Consider the following 18,605-nt stretch of genomic DNA (forward strand, 5'->3'; position numbering starts at 1 on the left):
CTCGTCGCGTTGCCTCGGATCAGCGGGAGATCGGAAGGGCCTGACCGTTCTGCAGGGCCTGCCCACCGAGGGCCTTGGCCTGCCAGTCGTCGGTGTTCCACAACCCCCCGAGTTCCACCGCGTCGTCGTAGGTGTAGCCGGCGCCGAAGAACACGTCACGGGCAGCGTCCTCACCCATCGTCAGGACGGGTGGCGCCGTCGCCACCACGAGCGGCGTCGGGGCGGCCGTGATCGGGCTGCTCGCCGGGGTCACCGGCTGCGGCGCGGCCTGGCGGCCCGCCCACACCGCACCCCCCGCCACGACGACCGCCGCGGGCAACGTCACCAGCGCGCGCCGGCGCCGCACCCGTCGCCGACCCCCTTCTCGCGTCCGCACGACGAGGTCGTCACCCGCCCGGACGTCGCGGACCGACGCGTCGAGCTCGCGCCGCAGCCGGTCCTCCCAGCCGCTCAGCCCTTCGTCCACCGTGCGCCCACCTCCTCGTTCCTCTCCTGCATGCGTTGACGCAGTGCGGCCAGTCCCTTGGAGGCCTGGCTCTTGACCGTCCCGCGCGAGACGTCGAGCTGGTCGGCGATCTGCTCCTCCGACCAGTCCTCGAAGTAGCGCAGGACGATGACGGCGCGCTGCCGCGGCGGCAGGTTCCGCAGCGCCTCGACGACCCGGGACCGTTCGGCCCGTTCTGCGGCACCGTCGGCCACGGGGTCGTCGTGGTGGTCCTCGAAGACGACCTCGCGCGGTCGACGGGCCCGCGCCCGCCACCGGTCGGTGACCTTGCGGGCCAGCGCCGTGCGGGCGTAGGCGTGCGGGTCGTCGATGCGGCGCCAGCGCACGTACATCCGCTCGAGCACGTCCTGCAGGAGGTCCTCCGCGTGGCCGCGGTCGCCGGTCAGGAGCAGCGCGAAGCCGAGCAGCCGGTCGCTGCCGGTGCTCACGAACTCCTCGAACGAACCCCCCACACCTCTCCAGACGACGCAGCGCCCCGCGAGGTTGCCTCCGGCGGGCCCCCTCGGTCAGACGCGCGCGGCGGCGTCACCGCTGGGTCCGAGCGGGGGCGCACCCTCGCGCGGGACGGGGGCGGGTTCCTTGAGCTCCACGAAGAGGCAGTGCGTCTCGGTGTCCCCGGTGTTCTCCCCGGAGTGGCCCTGGGCGCCCAGCCACCGGACGGCCCCGCTCGGGAGCTCGACGTCGACCTGGCGGTCCCCGGCGATCAGGCGGCGCCGGAACGAGCTGAGGGTGACCATGACGCTGTCGGGGTGCTCGTGGGGCACGGAGCGGTGACCCGGGACGTCGCGGTACTCCAGGACGCGGACGCGGTCGTTCTCGAAGACGACGGCGTAGGAACCAGGGTTGGTGTCGACCGGGTCCGTGCTGCCCATGGCGTGACGCTACGCCGACGCGCCGGGCGCGACCAGGGCTCCCGGGGTGCGCTTCGACGGCGGACGCGGGACGCTCGACGGATGCGCCTGGGAACCAGCATCTTCCTCCTCGCGGTCGGAGCGATCCTCGCCTTCGCCGTGACCGTCTCCTTCAGCGGAGTCGACCTCAAGACGGTCGGGGTGATCCTCATGGTGGTCGGTGTCCTCGGGATCGTCCTCGAGTTCGCGCTGTTCCGGCCCCGGACCCAGCGGACGACGAGCGTGACGAGCACCGACCCCACCCGCAACGCCACGACGCGCCGCACCGAGACCCGCGACCTCTGAGCGGGCAGCCGTTCGGCGCGAGCGGGACGAGCGACCGTGGTGGAGCGCCCGTGAGCACCTACGCCGTCCTGGAAGTCACGCCGGACGGAACGCTGGCCCCCTCGACCCGACCGCTGGTCGACCCGGCCCCCGGGCAGGTCCGCCTGAGGGTCCAGGCGTGCGGCATCTGCCACACCGACGTGTTCACCGTGCAGCCGCACGCACCGCACGAACCCTCCCGCGTTCCGGGTCACGAGGTGGTCGGCGTCGTCGACGCCCTGGGTGACGGCGTCTCCGGCTGGTCCCTGGGCCAGCGGGTCGGCGTGGGGTACCTCGGTGGGCACTGCGGGGTGTGCGACGCCTGCCGCCGCGGGAACTTCGTCGCCTGCGCCGACCAGCCCCTCACCGGCTCGAGCGTCGACGGCGGCTACGCCGAGGTGGCCTACGCGCGGGCCAGCGGCCTGGTGGCGGTTCCCGACGAGCTGACCTCCGCCGAGGCCGCGCCCCTGCTGTGCGCCGGGTTCACCGTCTACAACGCCCTGCTCAAGGCCGGGGTGCGGGCCGGGGACCTCGTGGCGGTCCAGGGGATCGGCGGGCTCGGGCACCTGGGCCTCCAGTACGCCGCGCGCATGGGGTTGCGGGTCGTCGCGATCGCCAGGGGCAGGGCCAAGGAGGAGCAGGCGCGGTCGTTCGGGGCGCGGTACTACCTCGACGCGGTGGCCGACGACGTGGCGGCCGAACTCCAGCGGCTGGGTGGGGCCCGGGTCATCGTCGCTACCGCCGCGGCCGGCGACTCGACCTCGGCCCTGCTGGGAGGCCTGGCCCACGGCGGCCACCTGATGGTCGTCGGCGCCGGCAGCCAGCCCGTCGCGGTCCCCGCGCTGAGTCTGATCTTCGGTGACGCCGTCCTCGAGGGTTCCCTCACCGGCCGCGCCATCGAGAACGAGGACAACCTCCGCTTCGCCGTCGACCAGGGGATCCGCGGCCTGGTCGAGGAGCGTCCGCTCGCCGGGGCAGCCGAGGCCTTCGACCGGATGCACTCCGGTCAGGCCCGCTTCCGGATGGTCCTCACCACCGGTTGATCCCGACCCGGGCGGCGACTCACGCGGTGAAACCCTCGGCCCGGACCCGGTTCTGCACCAGGAACTCCCGGTCCACCTCGACGCCCAGCCCCGGGAGGGCGGAGACCGCCACGATCCCGCCGACGGCGGTGATGGGCGTCGTCACGTCGCGGGCGTAGTACTTCTCCGACGCCGACACGTCGGAGGGCATCGTGAAACCCGAGAGGCTGGAGAGCGCGACGTTCGCGGCGCGCCCCACCCCGAACTCGTGCATCCCCCCGACCCAGGCCGGCCAGCCGAACTCGACGGCGAGGTCGTGCGCCGCCAGCGCGGTGCTCAGACCGCCCATCCGCGACACCTTGACGTTCAGCACCCGGCCCGACCCCAGGGCCTGCGCGGTCCGCAGGTCGTCGACGGTGTCGATCGACTCGTCCAGGCAGACGGGCGTCCGGACCGAACGCTGGAACTCCGCCGACGTCGTGAACGCCCGCGGCGCGAACGGCTGCTCGATCATCGTCAGCCCGAACCCGTCGAGGGCCCGCAACGCCGTCAGGTGTTCCGGGGAGTCGGAGTAGGCGCCGTTGGCGTCGACGTGCAGCAGCAGGTCGTCGCCGAACGCGGCGCGCACGGCGCGGACCGGTTCGACGTCCCACCCGGGCTGGATCTTCAGCTTGACCCGCGGGTACCCGGACCCGACGTGGTAGTGGTGCACCTGCTCGAGCAGGTCGTCGATGGTCTTCTCGATGCCGAGCGAAACCCCTGCGACGACCGAGGACCGCGTGCCCCCGAGCGCCGCGGACAGCGGAACCCCCTGGCGGGCCGACCACAACGACCACGCCGCGACGTCCACCCCGGCCTTCGCGAACTGGTGTCCGCGCACCTTGGCGTAGGCGCCCGAGACCTCCGGGGCGGAGGAGACGGAACGTCCGACGACGGCGGGCAGCAGGTAGGTCGTCGCCACCAGCCAGCTCGTCGCGACGGTGTCGGGGGCGAAGAACGGGTCGCTGGGGCAGGCGATCTCACCCCACCCGGTGCGGCCGTCCTCGTCGGTCAGTTCCACCAGCAGGTGTTCGAGGAAGCCCTTGCGGTGCGAGCTGGTCTGGAACTCGTGGACCAGCGGCAGGCGCACCTGGTGCAGGTCGGCACGGACGATCTTCACGCTCGCTCCTCGGTGGTTCTCGTCAGGCAGGTGGTTCTTCTCAGGCAGGTGGTTCTCATCGGGGACGCCCGAAACCGTAGACCGATCCGCCGTGCTCGGCCCGGCCGCAGCTGACGGCCACGTACCCGGCGTCCAGCAGCGCGCGGAAACCCCGCCGCAGGTCGGTCCGGACCGCGGCCGTCACGGGACCGGAGGGGAGGTGGAGTTCCTCGACGACGGGCGCAGGACGGGGCGGGCCGCGCAGGTCCCACTCGACGACCACCCGGTCCGTGCCGGGGCGGAAGTAGAAGTCGTCGACGAACCAGCGCGCCCGCGCGCCGAGGACGTCGAGGTTGAAGTGGGCGTTGCGGCCCAGCACCGGGTCGTAGGCCCAGCGCATCGTCGTCACCCCGCCCGTCCGGACGACGTCGGCCTGGGCCTGCTTGAGCCGCCGGCCGAGCCCCAGACCCTGGTGGTCGGGGGCGACGGCGGCGCTCTGGGAGTAGTGGTAGTCGCCGTCCGCGTCGTGGGCGTGCACGCCGTAGGCGAACGCGACCAGGCGCTCCCCCTCGACCAGGCCCACGGCGGAACCCCCGTTGCGCACCAACGCCGAGAGCAGCCGCGGGTTGAGTTCCATCCCGGGTTTACCGTGGCCCAGCACGTCGCGGTAGAGCGCGCACGCCTGGTCCTGCAGGTCCGCGGTGTCGAGCACCGCACTCCTCAGCACGGCCGGGATCCGTGGCGCATCCCTGCACGATCGCGGCGGCCGCGGGCGGACGTCAAGACGGGGCGGGTGTGATCCGGTCCACCCGCTCCCGGCGGTCAGCGTTCGTAGACGTCCGGGATGCCGTTCCCGTCGGCGTCGACCCCCTCCTCGATCTCGATCCGGCGGTACACGCGGTTGCGGGTGGAGAGCACGACGGCGGCGAGGACCGCGGAGGCGGCCGACCCGACGAGCACCCCGAGCGTCACGTGCTCACCGGCTGCGGTGCCCTCCCCGAAGGCGAGCGACCCGATGAGCAGCGAGACCGTGAACCCCATCCCGGCCAGCATCGCCATGCCCAGGACGTCGATCCAGCGCAGGTTCTCGTCGAGCTCGGCCTTCGTCACCTTCGAGACGATCCAGGTGGTGGCGACGATGCCGATCGGTTTGCCCAGCACGAGGCCGGCGACGACGCCGAGGGCCACGGAGTCCTTCATCGCGGCGGCGAAACCCGAGGCGCCGCCGATGGCGACCCCGGCGGAGAACAGGGCGAAGACGGGGACGGCGAACCCCGTCGAGAGCGGTCGCCAGCGGTGCTCGAAGTGCTCGGAGAGACCCGGCCCGGCGTCCGGGCCACCGTTCTTCTCGCTGCGCAGCACCGGGACCACGAGCCCCAGCAGGACCCCCGCGACCGTGGCGTGGATCCCCGAGGCGTGGACCAGGCCCCAGGTCGCGAGGGCGAGGGGGACGAGCAGCCACCACGCCCGGATCCGGAGCTGCACCGCCACGGTGAAGGCCACGAGCGTCACCAGGGCCAGCAGCAGCGGCAGCCAGTTCACCTGCTCGGTGTAGAAGATCGCGATGACGGTGATGCCCAGCAGGTCGTCCACGACCGCGAGGGTCAGCAGGAACGTCCGCAACCCCGACGGCAGGTGCGAACCGACGACGGCCAGGATCCCGAGCGCGAACGCGATGTCGGTGGCGGTCGGGGTGGCCCAGCCGACCAGCGCCCCCTCGGGGGCGTCGGGGTGCAGCACGTTGACGAGCACGAACAGCAGGGCGGGCACGGCCATCCCGCCGAGCGCCGCCGCGATCGGCAGGGCCGCCGCGCGGGGGCTGCGCAGGTCGCCGGCGACGAACTCCTTCTTGAGTTCGAGGCCGGTGACGAAGAAGAAGATCGCCAGCAGGCCGTCGGCGGCCCAGTGCTCGATCGAGAGGTTCAGGTGCAGGGCCGCGGGCCCGAGGTGGAACTGCCGCACGTCCTCGTAGCTGCCGCCGGGGAGGTTCGCCCAGACCAGCGCGACGACGGTCAGCACCAGCAGCAGGACCCCGCCGGTGGTCTCCTTGCGCAGCACGTCGGTGAGGCGAGTGCGTTCCTCCCACGAACCGCGGGGGAAGAGGAGACGGCGGGCGGTGGGGGGCGGGGTGGGCACGGAGCGACCTGCTTCCGGGATCGATGAGGGGCGAGATCCCTGACGGGACCGCCGACCAGACTTCCCGGCACACCTGGGGTCGAGGTTACAGGAGGACGGCCAGTCCCCACCCGAAGGCGGCCGCGACCACGGTGGTCGCCAGGGTCCCGACGAGGTTCAGCGTCGCCGAGCGCACCGCCCCCCGCTGCGCGAGCCGGACGGTGTCGACCATCGCGGTGCTGAACGTCGTGAAGCCGCCGCAGAACCCGACGCCGAGGACGAGGTGCCACCGCTCGTCCGCGCCGTCGAGGACGAGACCGGTGAGGAACCCGAGCAGGAGCGAACCCAGCACGTTGACGAGCAGGATCGGCCACGGGAACTCCGAGGGACGCCGGGCGCGCAGTTCCCCGTCGAGGGCGAACCGCGCCGCGGCGCCGAGACCGCCGGCCAGGGCGAGGAGCAGGATCACCGGGTCCGCACCGCGCAGGCGATGCCGAGCACGACGGCGACGAGGCCGCCGAGCAGGCTGAGCGCGGCGTAGCCGAGGGCGGTCGCCGGGTGCCCCCCGCTGACCAGGCGGTCCAGTTCGACGGCGAAGCTGGAGCACGTCGTGAACCCGCCGCAGAACCCCGTCCCGAGCCCGAGGCGCCGGCGACGCAGCGCTGCGGTCTCCGGTCCCCGTCGCAGCAGGGACTCCAGCAGCAGGCCCAGCGCGAAGGACCCGAGGAGGTTCACCGTGAGCGTCGCGAGCGGCCACCCGGACACGACGGGAACGCCGGCCGAGACGGCCCAGCGGGCCACGGTCCCCACCGCGCCGCCGGCGCCGACGAGCACGAGGAGCCGCGGATCACGGTGCGGCGGCGCCTCGGGCGTGCTCACGGACGGCAGCCTCGCACGTCGCGCAGGGTCGTCGTCCGTCGCCGCTGGAGGGGCAACGGGTGCTGGACCGCGCAGAGGTCGGCGGTCTCCCCGGCCAGCAGGTGCTGGCGCAGGAACGTCTGGACGCTGGCGCTCAGCGGATCGCCCGGGGCGGCGGTGTGCGGGTCGTCGAGCCCGTGCCGGGTGGCGGTGGCGGGGGCCAGCACACGCCGCAGCGACGTCAGCAGCTTGCGGGAGTAGGCGCCCGTCCGGAGGCAGAAGAAGGCCTCATCGGTGTCCTCGACGTCGAGCCCTTCGAACCAGTCGTTGAGCACGGTCCCGGTGTCGCGCGTGGGGGTCACGGCGGGAGTGTGCCTGGGAGATCACGTCGGGGCAAACACCGGGTGCCCGCGCCGGGTCCGTGTGGGTGGGCCCGTGCGGTGGGACCGCGCCGTGGGACCGTGCGCTGGACGACGAACGCCGCACCCCCGTCGAGGGGGTGCGGCGTCGGGGGCGGAGTCGTTCAGTCGCGGGGGTGGTCCGCGAGCGGCCAGCCACCGGCGGCCAGGTGCGAGGACACCCGGGCGACGTCGGCGGTCGCCGGTTCGTCGAGGGTGGCCTCGTTGATGAGGCGCTCCACGTCGGAGACGGTGATGACCTCGCCCTGCCGGGCGAGACCGACGATCTCGGCGGCGATGGAGTGGACCTCCTCGTCGGTGAGCTTGCGGCGCAGCAGGCCGAGCAGGGCCACGTAGTCCTGGCGCGGGACGCCGCCCGGGTACCCGGCGCGCAGCCAGTCGACGACGCGGGTCGCGAGGTTGGTGGAGCTGGAGGTCATGGCTGTCCCGTCACTTGTCGACGATGGTCGGGAAGACGTGCTCGAAGCTGAGCGCCTTGCCGAACCCGCTGGCCACGATGAACGTGATGCCGAGCGCGACGGCCAGGATCACGATCGCGAAGCAGACGACCGCGAGGACCTTCCCGATCGGGTGTCCGGGTGCGTGGCTGGTCTCGGCCGAGCCACCCGCCCCGTAGGCCAGCGAGCGCACACCGGCGGAGAAGAGCACCGGCAGGCCGGCGCCCAGGACGAGGGCGACGAGGAGGATCTTCCACAGCGCGTCGCCGACGAGGGTCAGGTTCTGGACCATGTCGTTCTTCCCCTCAGACCGCGGCGGGGGTGCGGTCGGCACCCTCGCTCGCTTCCCACTCGTCGTTGACGTTGCCGGCGTGCACCGGGTTCTTGCGCGAGTGGCGCATCACGACGAGCGTGAAGGCGACCAGGATCGCGGTGATGACGATCGCGCCGACGGCGCCGCCGCCCAGCGCGTGGCCGATCCACCACATGAGGGCCCCGACGATCCCGGCGGCCGGGATGGTCGTCACCCAGGCGATGACCATGCGGCCGGCGACCCGCCAGCGCACGACGGCACCGGGCTTGCCGACGCCGGCGCCGAGCACCGAGCCGGTCGTCACGTGGGTCGTGGAGAGCGCGAAGCCCAGGTGGCTGGAGATCAGGATGACCGCGCCGGACGCGGTCTCGGCGGCCATGCCCTGCGGCGGTGTGATCTCGATGAGGCCCTTGCCCAGGGTGCGGATGATCCGCCAGCCGCCGAGGTAGGTCCCGGAGGCGATGGCGAGGGCGCAGGCGACCTTGACCCAGAACGGGATGGACTCGGTGCTGGACCAGTGCCCGGAGGCGATCAGCCCGAGGGTGATGACGCCCATCGTCTTCTGCGCGTCGTTCGTGCCGTGCGCCAGCGACACCAGCGAGGCGGAGCCGATCTGGCCCCAGCGGAACCCCTGGTCGGTGAAGCGCTGGGCGACGCCCGAGATGACCTTGTGGACGACGAAGGTGCCGACGGTCGCGACGATCGCGGCCAGGATCGGCGACGCGACCGCGGGGATGATGACCTTGCCCACGACGCCGTCGATCTTGGTGCCGTCGCCGTTCCAGTTCACGCCCGCCCAGCCGAGGCCGGCGACGGTCGCGCCGATGAGGCCGCCGAAGAGGGCGTGCGAGGAGCTGGACGGCAGACCGATCAGCCAGGTCAGCAGGTTCCAGGCGATCGCGCCGACGAGGCCGGCGAGGACGATCAGCAGGAGCGCCGAGCCCCCGCCGTCGAGCAGTTCGGGTTTGGGGGCACCGCTCTTGTCCTGGATCTTGACGACCGCGTTCGAGACGGTGAGGGCGACCTCGACGGACAGGAACGCCCCGACGAGGTTGAGGATGCCGGAGAGGCCCACGGCCACCTTGGGTGGCAGAGCTCCGGTGGCGATGGACGTGGCCATCGCGTTGGCCGTGTCGTGGAAGCCGTTGGTGAAGTCGAAGGTGAGCGCCACCACGACGACCAGCACGAGGATGAGCGTTGCTGTCTCCACGAGGGGAAAGGCTGCCCCTCCGCAGGACCCGCGAGAAGCCACTTCGGCCCTCCGGCGGGAGAGTTCACGCGGCGTTCATCCCGCGTCGGGAACCCGGCCTTCCAGCAGGACGGACGGTCACGGCGGCGCACCCGCGGTGGTCGTGGCGACCCCCGCGAGCGCGACTCCGTGCGCCGGTCCGGTGGCTTCAGGCGGCGGGGCGGCGGTCCGTCTCGAGGATCGTCCGCGCGTGCACGACGAGCAGCGGGTCCGGCACGCCGACGACCTCGGCGTCCTTGTCGTCGTAGTCGAACATCGCCAGCACTTGGCGCATGGCGGCGAGCCGGGCGCGCTTCTTGTCGTTGGTCTTCACCACCGTCCACGGGGCGAAGTCGGTGTCCGTGGTGGAGAACATCGCCTCCTTGGCCGCGGTGTAGTCGTCCCAGCGGTCCAGGCTCGCGAGGTCCATCGGCGACAGCTTCCACTGGCGGACCGGGTCGATCTGGCGGATGAGGAAGCGGGTGCGCTGCTCGGCCCGGGTCACCGAGAACCAGAACTTCACCAGGTGGATCCCGTCGTCGACGAGCATCCGCTCGAACAGCGGGGCCTGGGTCACGAAGCGGTCGTACTCCGCGGCCGAGGCGAACCCCATGACCCGCTCGACCCCGGCGCGGTTGTACCAGGAGCGGTCGAACAGGACGAACTCCCCGGCGGCCGGCAGGTGCTGGACGTAGCGCTGGAAGTACCACTGGGTGGACTCGCGCTCGCTCGGCTTCTCGAGCGCCACGACGCGGGCCCCGCGCGGGTTGAGGTGCTCCATGAAGCGCTTGATGGTGCCGCCCTTGCCCGCCGCGTCACGTCCCTCGCAGAGCACGACGATGCGCTCGCCGGACTCCTTGAGCCAGCGCTGGAGCTTGAGCAGCTCGATCTGGAGCAACCGCTTCTCGGCGTCGTACTCGGGGCGGCCGAGGCGCTCGTCGTAGGGGTAGTCCTCGCGCCAGGTGTCCACGACGCTGCCGTCGGGCGTCAGCAGCTCCGGCTCGTCCTCGTCGTCACGAACGGTCATGCCGAGGTCAGGGGTCAGGTGCACGCCGGCATGCAACCCCGGGCCGCCCCGCGCCGGTCGACGGCCCGGTGATCGGGCGGTGAACTCACGGCGAACAGGTCGCGTCGGACGTCCCGGGTAGCCTCCCGGCGCTCCGTTGCAGGACGTCACCCGTTCGCCGGCACCCCACCGGCGCAGCCAGTGCTCTCAAGCCCGGCCCGATGTCCAGAGGGAGCGACGAACCACCCCTCACCCCCCGGAGGATCCCCCGTGTCTCAGCCCGTCACCACCCCCACTCCCCGCCGCCCCCGCCGTCCCCGCGCCCTGCTGGCCACCGCCGCCGTCCTGGCCGCGCTGGCCGCGGGCGCCGGTGTCGCGCCGGCCGCCCAGGCCTCCGTCGCGCCCGTGATGAACTACGACGGCACCACCGTCAACAACGCCCGCATCCCGGCCACGGACGTCGAGATCGAGCTCGTCACCCCCGTGGCCTTCGACCGCGGCACCTACGTCGTCGGCACCACCCCGGTCGGGACCCTCGGCGCCGGCACGGCGGCCGGTGGCACCTACCGGGCCCGCACCACCGTGGACCTCGGCGGCCGCAGCGGCTCGATCACGCTCGTCGCGAAGCTCTACAAGGGCAAGTACCTCGCCCAGACCGTGTTCAAGGTCCTGCGCGTGGTGCCGGCGACGCGGACGGCCATCCCGGCCGGCTGGCCCAACGCCGCCTCCACCGGCGTCCCCGCCGGCACCACCCTCACCCGCACCGGAGACGTGGTGGTCACCGAGCCCGGCACGGTCCTCAGCGGCCTCGACATGGGCTGCCTCACCGTCCGCGCCGCCGACGTCGTGGTGCGCCGGTCCCGCGTCACCTGCACCGACGGCCGCCAGCTGGCGGTGGCGCTGACCGACGCCGAGGGCTTCGTCATGGAGGACTCCGAGATCGACGGCGGCGACGGCGGCACCGAGAACGCCATCGGCTGGAGCGACTACACCCTGCGCCGCGTCGAGGTGCGCGGCACCCAGGACGGCCCGCGCCTGGGCTACGACGTGACCGTGGTCGACAGCTGGATCCACGCCCTGGTGCGCCACGACGGCGTCCACACCGACGCCCTGCAGTCCACCAGCGGTGAGCGGATCCTGGTGCGTCACAACACCCTGGACCCGCGGACCGCGGGCGACGACGACTTCCTGAACTCCGCGGTGCAACTGGGCACCGAGACGGGGACCAAGCGGCTGCGCGACGTCGTGTTCGAGAAGAACTACCTCGACGGCGGCACGTTCTCCGTGAACGTGAAGTGCAGCGCGAACATCGACTCCAGCGTCGTCTTCCGCGACAACCGCTTCGGCCACGGCAGCAAGTACGGCGGCGTCATCGCCCCCGGCCGGCTGCGCGTCAGCGGCAACACCTACGTCGACACCGGCGCCCGGGTGGCGGTCGAACCGGCCTGCTGACAGCGGTGGCGGGGCCGTGCGCGGCCCCGCCACCGCGCCCTCGGGTCAGAACGGATGGAGACCGAGCGCGTGAACTTCCGGACGAGGAAGTGTGCTCACGGCCTCGGGCGGGTCAGAGACCGAAACCGATTCCGGTGAGCTCCTCGGACGCCGACCACAACCGGCTCGCCAGGACGGGGTCCTTCGACTGCCGGGACCGTCCGATCAGCATCGCGCCGCCACGCATGTGCGCGAACCGCTCGGGACCGGTGAAGGCGGCCGGAGGAACGTCTCCCGTCGCGGCGAGGAGCACGGGCAGGGCGCCCTGGTCCGGGTCCTGGGCCAGGAGGCGCACCAGGAGCCTCGTCACCGCGCCGCCGCTCCCGGTGGTCATGCTCGTCGTCACCAGGCCCGGGTGCGCGGCGGCGGCGAGGACGGGAGATCCGGCCGCGGTCAACCGGCGCTGCAGTTCGGTGACGAAGAGCAGGTTCGCGAGCTTCGACGCCGCGTAGACCCGGGACTCCACGTACTTCGTCCGCTCGAGGCCCAGGTCGTCGAGGTCGATCCTCCCCATCCGTTCGGCCTGGGAGGAGAGGGCGACCACCCGGCCGGAGACGTGGCGCAGCAACAGGTTCGTCAGAGCGAACGGGCCCAGGTGGTTGGTGCCGAACTGCAGTTCGAAACCGTCGGCGGTGCGCCGGAGGTCGGGGACGGACACCCCGGCGTTGTTGACGAGCAGGTCGATCGGCCCGTCCCAGCCGGCGGCGAAGGAGCGGATCGAGGCCAGGTCCGCCAGGTCGAGGTCCCGGACCTCGACCTGCCCGGGCATGGTCCGGGCGGCCCGTTCCCCCTTCTCGCGGTTCCGGACGGCGAGGACGACGCGGGCGCCCCGGGCGGCGAGGGCCCGGGCCGTGGCCGCGCCGATCCCGCTGCCGCCTCCGGTCACGATCGCGGTGCGGCCGGTGAGGTCGGGGAGCGGTGTCGCCGCAGATGTAGGCATGGACAAGATACTAGGCAGCGTCTAGTCAAATAGTCAACGTCTACTTCACCGCTACCCTGGTTGCGTGACGCGCCAGCCCTTCCACCACGGGAACCTCCGCGCGGTCCTGCTGGACCAGGCGGAACGGACCCTGCGCGAGGGCAGCGTCGAGGACCTCTCCCTGCGCGAGCTGGCCCGGCAGGCCGGCGTCAGTCACGGCGCACCGCGCAGTCACTTCATCGACCGTCAGGCCCTGCTGGTCGCCCTCGCCGAACGCGGCTTCGCGCGACTGACCCACGACGTCGCCACGGCGGGCGCCGCCCACCCCGTCGACCTGGTCGACCGTCTGCGCAGCGTGGCGGCGGCCTACGTCGGCTTCGCCGTCACCGACGCCGGACTGCTCGAGCTGATGTTCTCCACCAAGGGCGCAGACGCCGCGGAGAGCGTCCGGGAAGCCGCCGCGGCGTTCTTCTCGACCTTCGACGCGTTGTTCGACGCCGACCTGCGGGCCGGCCGCTTCCGCGGACCCGACCGGCAGCGGACGAAGCTCCTCTTCGTCGCGACCCTGCAGGGCGTCGCCTCCCTGATCGCCTCCCACCGGATCCCCCAGGAGCTCGGCGACGCCCTCGTCGACGACGCGATCCAGCTCCTCCTCGTCGACGGAACAGCCCACTAAGCTGTCTTCATGTCAGGACATGACGGGGAAGAGATCACCTTCCGGACGCGCAAGTGGGTCCGCCCCGAGGACCTCAACGCCAACGGCACCCTCTTCGGCGGCAGCCTGCTGCGCTGGATCGACGAGGAGGCCGCGATCTACGCGATCCTCCAGCTCGGCAACGGCAGCGTCGTCACGAAGTACATCTCCGAGATCGACTTCGTCTCCTCCGCGCAGCAGGGCGACCTCGTGGAGATGGGTCTGCGCGCGACGGCCTTCGGTCGCACCTCGCTGACGATGCGCGCCGAGGTCCGCAACATGATCACCCGGCAGAGCATCCTGACCATCGAGAAGATCGTGTTCGTGAACCTCGGTGCCGACGGACTGCCTGCGCCGCACGGCTACTCGACGATCACCTACGACCGGGACCGGATCCCCAGCAGCATGCGGCCCGACTGAGGACGCTCACCGCCGCTCACAGCGCGGGCGGCGCCGTCGAACTCTCGACGATCGAGAAACCCCGCCCGCGCAACCGGCGTCGCTCCTGCGCCAGGTGGGCGAGCAACCGCTCCGCCGTCCCCCGGCTGTGGGCGCGGAGCAGTTCCGCGGCCCGGTCGGCGTCGCGGGCCTCGACGGCGTCGAGGATCCCCCGGTGCTCGGCCCGGGCCTGTTCGCGCGACGCCGCGGTCCGCACCTCCAGCCAGCGGGTGCGGGCCAGCCGGGTCAGCGTCCCGTTGAGGGCTTCCACCAGGAAGGGGTTGCGGGACAACCGCACCAGCGCGAGGTGGAAGTCGCTGCCGCCCCGCAGGCCGCTCTCCTCGTCGTCGGCCACGGGTTCCGCCTCGAGGAGCGCCCGCACCGCGGCGAGTTCAGCGGGCGTGGCGCGTTCGACGGCGAGGGCCAGCGCCCCGGTCTCGACGACCTCGCGGTGCTCGGTGACGGCCCGGACCTCGGCGAGGTCGATGGGTGCGACCCGCCAGCCGCGGCCCACCCGCCCGGTCAGGCCCTCGTTCTCGAGCCGGACCAGGGCGGCACGGATCGGGGTGCGGGACGCGCCGAGGAACTCCTCGAGACCGCGTTCGCTGAGCTTCTCGCCGGGCACGAACTCGAACCCCAGGACGGCGGCCCGCAGGGTCTCGTAGGGACCGTCCGACACGTCGCCTCCTCGTGGGATACCGTTTTGGTATGCCACAAACGTACACCGCAGCGCCCCGCGTTCCCGCGGCCGCGTGGCGGATGCTCACCCTCGGGATCGCGGCCCAGGCGGCCGGGACCCTCCTCGTGAGCACGCCGGTGTACCTGATCCCCCTCCTCCACCTGCAGCGCGGGTTGCCGCTGACGCAGGCCGGGACCCTGGCCGCCGCGCCGACCCTGGGCATGGTCCTGACCCTGGTCGCGTGGGGCGCCCTGGCCGACCGGGTCGGGGAACGCTGGGTCATCGCCGGCGGCCTGGCCCTCACGGCGGTGTGCGCCGCGGTCGCGGCGAGCACGTCCGGTCTCCTCCCCCTCGGGCTCGCCCTGGGGTTCGGCGGAGCCGCCGCGGCCAGCACGAACGCCGCCAGCGGACGCGTCGTCGTCGGCTGGTTCCCGCGCGAACGTCGCGGCCTCGCGATGGGTCTGCGACAGATGTCCCAGCCCCTGGGGATGGCCGTGGCGGCGCTCGTCGTGCCGCCGCTGGCGGGTTCCGCGGGGATCGGCGCCCCGCTGCTGCTCGGTGCCGGGGTCCTGGCCGTGCTGGCGGTCGTGTGCGCGGCGGGGATCCGCAACCCGCCGCGCGCACCGATGACCGACGCCGCCGCCTCGCAGAACCCTTACCGCCGCAACCACTTCCTGCTGCGGATCCACCTGGTGTCCGTCCTGCTCGTCCTGCCGCAGTTCACCCTGTCGACCTTCGGCCTGGTGTGGCTCACCGTCGGGCTCGACTGGGACCAGACGCTCGCCGGGGTCGTGGTCGGCGGAGCGCAGTTCGTCGGCGCACTGGGCCGGATCGTCGTCGGGGTCCTCAGCGACCGGGTCGGCAGCCGGGTCCGCGTCCTGCGCTGGGTCGCGGTGTCCGGGGTCGTCGTCCTGGCCCTGCTGGCCGCCGTCGGGTACGCGCACTGGCCGGTGGCGATCGCCGCGGTGCTCGTGGTGGCCTCGACGGTCAGCGTCGCGGACAACGGTCTCGCGTTCACCTCCGTCGCCGAGGCCGCCGGACCGCGCTGGTCCGGCAAGGCCCTCGGGCTGCAGAACACCGGGCAGTTCCTCGCCGCCTCCGCCGTCGGGCCGGGGGTCGGCGCGCTGGTCACCGCCGTCGGGTACCCCTCGACGATGGCGCTCGTCGCCCTCGCCCCGCTGGCGGCGTTGCCCCTCGTCCCGCGCCACGACGAGCACCGGTAGCGGACCGCGGACGGCGCCGTGCGCGAGGATGGTGGGGTGAGCATCGAACCGATCGGCGACGCGATCCTGCACGGCGGAGACCGCGCCACCCTGCGCCTGGCCCGTGACTACGACCACCCGGTCGCCGCGCTGTGGACCGCCCTGACCGTCCCGGCCCTGACCCGGCTGTGGTGGGCCGACCTGCGGACCGACCTGCAGGTCGGTGGTGAGTTCTCGCTGGAGTGGCTGACGGGCCCTCCCGGTGAGCTCGAGTGGTGGCCGGGCGAGATCGTCGACATGGACGCCCCGAACCTGCTGGAGCACACGAACTCCGAGCACGGCCGGCTGCGGTGGGAACTGGAACCCCTCGACGTCGGTGCCCTCCGGGCCCGCACCCGGTTGCGCCTGACGAACATCGTCGAGGGCGACGACGAGTGGGTGCCGATGTCGCTGGCCGCCTGGCACCTGCACCTCGACCAGCTCGCGATCGCGCTCGACGGCGGGAGCGTCGACTGGGCCGCCTGGGGCACCGCGAACGACCTGCGCCTGCGCGAACTGCGGGCCGCCTACGCCGCCCACCTCCCGCACCTCGACTGAACCCGCCCCGGCTGACGACCGGCAGGGGTCAGTGCAGGAGTTTCAGGCCGATCACGCAGCCGACGATGCCCAGCAGCAGCGCCACCTTCGCCAGCGACGCGGCCTCGGCCCCGGTCGCCATCGCGTAGCCGACGGTCAGCGCGGCGCCGATCCCGACCCAGACGGCGTAGGCCGTCCCGGTGGGGATGGAGCGCATCGCGAACGCCAGACCGGCCGTGCTGGCGAGCAGCGCGACGGCGAACACGAGGGTCGGTGCGAGGCGGGAGAACCCGGCCGAGCGGCCCAGGGCGGTGGCCCAGACCGCTTCCAGCACACCGGAGACGACGAGCACGATCCAGGACACGAGAACCTCACGTCCGCCGTCTTGTCGCGTGACCGGGTACGGCGGGCTCGTCCGGGCGCCCGGGTGACGGGCGCTCCTCCGAGGTTCTCCCACCCGGTCTCCGGGGTCAAGTCCGCGCGCTGCGGCAGCATGGCGGGGTGAGCGTCCTCCACCTGCGGCTGATCTGCCCGCCGGCCACCACGTCCGCGGCCCTCGAGGTCCTGCGTGCCGACGCGGGGGTGACCAACGTCGTCCGGCACGTCGGCGCCTGCCTGCTCCCACCCGGTGACCTGCTGGAGGCCGACGTCGCCCGCGAGGCGGTGGACGCCGTGGTCGACGGTTTGCAGGCGCTGGGCCTGGAGGAGTCCGGGTCGATCGTGCTCGAGACCGTCGACACGGCCCTCGGCCGCCGCATCCAGGAGGCCGAGGAGGCGGCGCCCGGCGCGGGTGACGACGCCCTCATCTGGGAGCAGGTCGAGAACGCCGCCGACGGCGGGGCCACCGGCTCCGCCTCGTACTACGCGTTCCTGGTGCTCGCCACGCTGATCGCCGCGGTCGGCCTGCTGACCGATTCGCAGGTGCTCATCGTCGGGGCGATGGTCCTCGGTCCGGAGTTCGGCCCGCTCGCGGCCCTGGCCGTGGCGATCGTGCGGCGCCGTCGCGACCTCGTCGCCGGACCGGTGCGGGCCCTCGCGCTGGGTTTCCCGCTGGCCGTGGTGGTCACGGCGGCCGCGGTGTTCGTGCTCGGACTCGTCGGGCTGGTGCCGCACGAGTTCCTCGACGGGCGCCGGCCGCTCACGTCGTTCGTCGCCTCCCCGGACGCGTTCAGCGTCATCGTCGCCGTGCTGGCGGGGATCGCGGGAACCCTGTCCCTGACGTCGGCGAAGGCGGGACCGCTGGTGGGGGTGTTCATCAGCGTGACGACGGTTCCCGCCGCGGCCGACTTCGCCGCGGGCGTCGTGACCGGTCAGTACGGGACGGCGCTCGGCGCGCTGGGGCAACTCGTGCTGAACCTCGCCTGCATCCTGCTGGCCGCGGTGGTGACGCTGCGGGTGCAGCACCACCTGTGGCTGCGGGTCCGTCGGGGGGTCACCGGGCGAACTGCTGCGTCCCGATGACCTGCAGCAGGTCGAGCTTCTCCTGCGCCTCCGTACCGGGGACGCCGGTGAACACCAGCAGGGCCTGCGCGCGGTTCTCGGTCCACAGGCTCTGGCAGTCGACCTCGAGGACCCCCAGCTGCGGGTGGACGAGACGTTTCCGGGTTCCCGTCTTCTCCTCCACCTCGTGGCGTTGCCAGACCTCGCGGAACTCCGCGCTGCGCCGCAGGAGGTCCTCGAGGACCTCGCGCGCCCGGGCGTCCGACGACAGGGACAACGCCGCCCTCAACCCGGCGGCCTGCAGCCGGGTCTGCCGTTCGTGGTCGTCCTCCGGGTAGTGCGTGCGTTCCTCCGGATCCGTGAACCACCGGTGGAACTGGCTGCGCGCCGGTCCCGCGTGGTGGCGCTGGTCGCCGAGGAGGGCGATCGCGAGCCGGTTCTGCACCAGGGTCTCGGCCAGGTCGGAGACGATCATCGCCGGGGTGTCGTCGAGGCGGTCCAGCACCCGCATCAACCCGGGGGCGATGTGCTCCTCGCGGCGCAACCGCACGGGCGGCCGGTGCCCGGCGAGGCGGAACAGGTGGTCGCGCTCGTCGAGGTCGAAGCGCAGCGCCCGGGCGATCGCGGCCACCACCTGGTCCGAGGGCTGCGGGCCGCGCTGCTGCTCGATGCGGGCGTAGTAGTCGGTGGACATGCCCGCCAACGCGGCGACCTCCTCCCGCCGCAACCCCGGCGCGCGACGACGGACACCGGGCGGCAGCCCGACCTCGCCGGGTCGCAGCGCCTCGCGGCGGCGGCGCAGGAAGTCGGCGAGTCCGGGTCGGTCCACACCACCATCCTCGCTCCGCGGCCGCGGCGCAGCCAGGGACCGCCGATCCCTGGATGACCGGTCCTCTCCCGCAACGGGATCC

Annotated in this window: 25 protein-coding genes and 1 riboswitch; of the genes, 8 read left to right on the forward strand and 17 right to left on the reverse strand. The window is 72.9% G+C overall.

Annotated features, from left to right (window positions below):
• Positions 1-19 precede the first annotated feature (19 nt).
• Genes SJY07_RS11585 through SJY07_RS11595 form a run of 3 tightly spaced genes read right to left on the reverse strand, consistent with a single transcriptional unit; the run spans position 20 to position 1,377 of the window.
• Positions 20-466: a hypothetical protein gene (locus SJY07_RS11585; protein ID WP_380159233.1), complete on the reverse strand. Its 447-nt coding sequence runs from the start codon at positions 464-466 to the stop codon at positions 20-22.
• Positions 451-957: a SigE family RNA polymerase sigma factor gene (locus SJY07_RS11590; protein ID WP_328294104.1), complete on the reverse strand. Its 507-nt coding sequence runs from the start codon at positions 955-957 to the stop codon at positions 451-453. The genes SJY07_RS11585 and SJY07_RS11590 overlap by 16 nt, the downstream gene beginning before the upstream one ends.
• A 54-nt stretch (positions 958-1,011) precedes the next feature.
• Positions 1,012-1,377 (reverse strand): hypothetical protein, encoded by a 366-nt coding sequence (locus tag SJY07_RS11595; RefSeq protein ID WP_328294103.1) that lies wholly within the window; start codon positions 1,375-1,377, stop codon positions 1,012-1,014.
• An 81-nt stretch (positions 1,378-1,458) separates the two neighbouring features.
• On the opposite strand from SJY07_RS11595, the gene SJY07_RS11600 reads away from it, so the two are divergent.
• Positions 1,459-1,701, forward strand: coding sequence for a DUF6458 family protein (locus tag SJY07_RS11600; RefSeq protein ID WP_328294102.1), 243 nt, complete (start codon positions 1,459-1,461; stop codon positions 1,699-1,701).
• Positions 1,702-1,751: 50 nt separating this feature from the next.
• Positions 1,752-2,762: an alcohol dehydrogenase catalytic domain-containing protein gene (locus SJY07_RS11605; protein WP_380159236.1), complete on the forward strand. Its 1,011-nt coding sequence runs from the start codon at positions 1,752-1,754 to the stop codon at positions 2,760-2,762.
• A 19-nt stretch (positions 2,763-2,781) separates the two neighbouring features.
• On the opposite strand, the gene menC is transcribed toward SJY07_RS11605, so the two are convergent.
• The 10 genes from menC to ppk2 all read right to left on the reverse strand — a co-directional run bounded on the left by menC (position 2,782) and on the right by ppk2 (position 10,276).
• Complete coding sequence (gene menC, locus SJY07_RS11610) at positions 2,782-3,900, reverse strand: o-succinylbenzoate synthase (RefSeq protein WP_380159238.1); 1,119 nt, start codon at positions 3,898-3,900, stop codon at positions 2,782-2,784.
• A gap of 55 nt (positions 3,901-3,955) precedes the next feature.
• Positions 3,956-4,591 carry a GNAT family N-acetyltransferase gene (locus tag SJY07_RS11615; protein WP_380159240.1) on the reverse strand — a complete coding sequence of 212 codons (636 nt, stop codon included), beginning with the start codon at positions 4,589-4,591 and terminating at the stop codon, positions 3,956-3,958.
• Between the two features lie 110 nt (positions 4,592-4,701).
• Positions 4,702-6,015, reverse strand: a complete 1,314-nt coding sequence (gene nhaA, locus SJY07_RS11620) for a Na+/H+ antiporter NhaA (RefSeq protein WP_380159242.1) — start codon at positions 6,013-6,015, stop codon at positions 4,702-4,704.
• 85 nt (positions 6,016-6,100) lie between these two features.
• Entirely contained in the window at positions 6,101-6,463 is a 363-nt protein-coding gene (crcB, locus tag SJY07_RS11625; RefSeq protein WP_328294097.1) for a fluoride efflux transporter CrcB, read from the reverse strand.
• Positions 6,460-6,873 carry a fluoride efflux transporter FluC gene (locus SJY07_RS11630; protein WP_380159245.1) on the reverse strand — a complete coding sequence of 138 codons (414 nt, stop codon included), beginning with the start codon at positions 6,871-6,873 and terminating at the stop codon, positions 6,460-6,462. Before SJY07_RS11630 ends, crcB begins: the two co-directional genes overlap by 4 nt.
• Positions 6,870-7,214: a hypothetical protein gene (locus tag SJY07_RS11635; protein ID WP_380159247.1), complete on the reverse strand. Its 345-nt coding sequence runs from the start codon at positions 7,212-7,214 to the stop codon at positions 6,870-6,872. The genes SJY07_RS11630 and SJY07_RS11635 overlap by 4 nt, the downstream gene beginning before the upstream one ends.
• A gap of 161 nt (positions 7,215-7,375) precedes the next feature.
• Entirely contained in the window at positions 7,376-7,690 is a 315-nt protein-coding gene (locus tag SJY07_RS11640; protein WP_380159249.1) for a DUF3349 domain-containing protein, read from the reverse strand.
• Positions 7,691-7,700: 10 nt separating this feature from the next.
• On the reverse strand, positions 7,701-8,000 hold the full coding sequence (locus SJY07_RS11645) for a hypothetical protein (protein ID WP_328294093.1): 300 nt from the start codon (positions 7,998-8,000) through the stop codon (positions 7,701-7,703).
• A 13-nt stretch (positions 8,001-8,013) separates the two neighbouring features.
• Entirely contained in the window at positions 8,014-9,231 is a 1,218-nt protein-coding gene (locus SJY07_RS11650; RefSeq protein ID WP_328294092.1) for an anion permease, read from the reverse strand.
• 187 nt (positions 9,232-9,418) lie between these two features.
• Entirely contained in the window at positions 9,419-10,276 is an 858-nt protein-coding gene (ppk2, locus tag SJY07_RS11655) for a polyphosphate kinase 2 (protein ID WP_380162278.1), read from the reverse strand.
• A 249-nt stretch (positions 10,277-10,525) separates the two neighbouring features.
• On the opposite strand from ppk2, the gene SJY07_RS11660 reads away from it, so the two are divergent.
• Positions 10,526-11,707 carry a hypothetical protein gene (locus SJY07_RS11660; RefSeq protein ID WP_380159251.1) on the forward strand — a complete coding sequence of 394 codons (1,182 nt, stop codon included), beginning with the start codon at positions 10,526-10,528 and terminating at the stop codon, positions 11,705-11,707.
• A 112-nt stretch (positions 11,708-11,819) separates the two neighbouring features.
• On the opposite strand, the gene SJY07_RS11665 is transcribed toward SJY07_RS11660, so the two are convergent.
• Complete coding sequence (locus tag SJY07_RS11665) at positions 11,820-12,686, reverse strand: oxidoreductase (protein ID WP_328294089.1); 867 nt, start codon at positions 12,684-12,686, stop codon at positions 11,820-11,822.
• 64 nt (positions 12,687-12,750) lie between these two features.
• Between SJY07_RS11665 and SJY07_RS11670 the strand changes: the two genes are divergently transcribed.
• Together SJY07_RS11670 and SJY07_RS11675 are read left to right on the forward strand one after the other, a co-directional pair.
• Positions 12,751-13,341 (forward strand): TetR/AcrR family transcriptional regulator, encoded by a 591-nt coding sequence (locus SJY07_RS11670; protein ID WP_380159254.1) that lies wholly within the window; start codon positions 12,751-12,753, stop codon positions 13,339-13,341.
• Positions 13,342-13,350: 9 nt separating this feature from the next.
• Positions 13,351-13,779, forward strand: coding sequence for an acyl-CoA thioesterase (locus SJY07_RS11675; RefSeq protein ID WP_380159256.1), 429 nt, complete (start codon positions 13,351-13,353; stop codon positions 13,777-13,779).
• 16 nt (positions 13,780-13,795) lie between these two features.
• On the opposite strand, the gene SJY07_RS11680 is transcribed toward SJY07_RS11675, so the two are convergent.
• A complete protein-coding gene (locus SJY07_RS11680; RefSeq protein ID WP_328294086.1) occupies positions 13,796-14,476 on the reverse strand; it encodes a GntR family transcriptional regulator in 681 nt (226 codons plus the stop codon).
• 29 nt (positions 14,477-14,505) lie between these two features.
• Here SJY07_RS11680 and SJY07_RS11685 point away from each other — a divergent pair, with 29 nt between their 5' ends.
• Both SJY07_RS11685 and SJY07_RS11690 read left to right on the forward strand, forming a co-directional pair.
• Entirely contained in the window at positions 14,506-15,699 is a 1,194-nt protein-coding gene (locus tag SJY07_RS11685; protein ID WP_328294085.1) for an MFS transporter, read from the forward strand.
• Between the two features lie 36 nt (positions 15,700-15,735).
• The gene (locus tag SJY07_RS11690; protein WP_328294084.1) at positions 15,736-16,275 is read left to right on the forward strand and encodes an SRPBCC domain-containing protein; all 540 of its coding nucleotides are present in this window, start codon (positions 15,736-15,738) and stop codon (positions 16,273-16,275) included.
• 28 nt (positions 16,276-16,303) lie between these two features.
• Here the strand turns inward: SJY07_RS11690 and SJY07_RS11695 are convergent, their stop codons facing one another.
• Entirely contained in the window at positions 16,304-16,618 is a 315-nt protein-coding gene (locus tag SJY07_RS11695) for an SMR family transporter (RefSeq protein ID WP_328294083.1), read from the reverse strand.
• Between the two features lie 10 nt (positions 16,619-16,628).
• A riboswitch (guanidine-III (ykkC-III) riboswitch) is annotated at positions 16,629-16,695 on the reverse strand.
• A gap of 60 nt (positions 16,696-16,755) precedes the next feature.
• Here SJY07_RS11695 and SJY07_RS11700 point away from each other — a divergent pair.
• The gene (locus tag SJY07_RS11700) at positions 16,756-17,715 is read left to right on the forward strand and encodes a DUF389 domain-containing protein (RefSeq protein ID WP_380159259.1); all 960 of its coding nucleotides are present in this window, start codon (positions 16,756-16,758) and stop codon (positions 17,713-17,715) included.
• Here SJY07_RS11700 and SJY07_RS11705 read toward each other — a convergent pair.
• Positions 17,687-18,523 carry a helix-turn-helix transcriptional regulator gene (locus tag SJY07_RS11705; protein WP_380159261.1) on the reverse strand — a complete coding sequence of 279 codons (837 nt, stop codon included), beginning with the start codon at positions 18,521-18,523 and terminating at the stop codon, positions 17,687-17,689. The two genes, SJY07_RS11700 and SJY07_RS11705, sit on opposite strands and share 29 nt — an antisense overlap.
• Between the last annotated feature and the right edge of the window lie 82 nt (positions 18,524-18,605).

Origin of the sequence: Kineococcus sp. R86509, assembly GCF_042466365.1 — a bacterium.
Taxonomy (GTDB): domain Bacteria; phylum Actinomycetota; class Actinomycetes; order Actinomycetales; family Kineococcaceae; genus Kineococcus.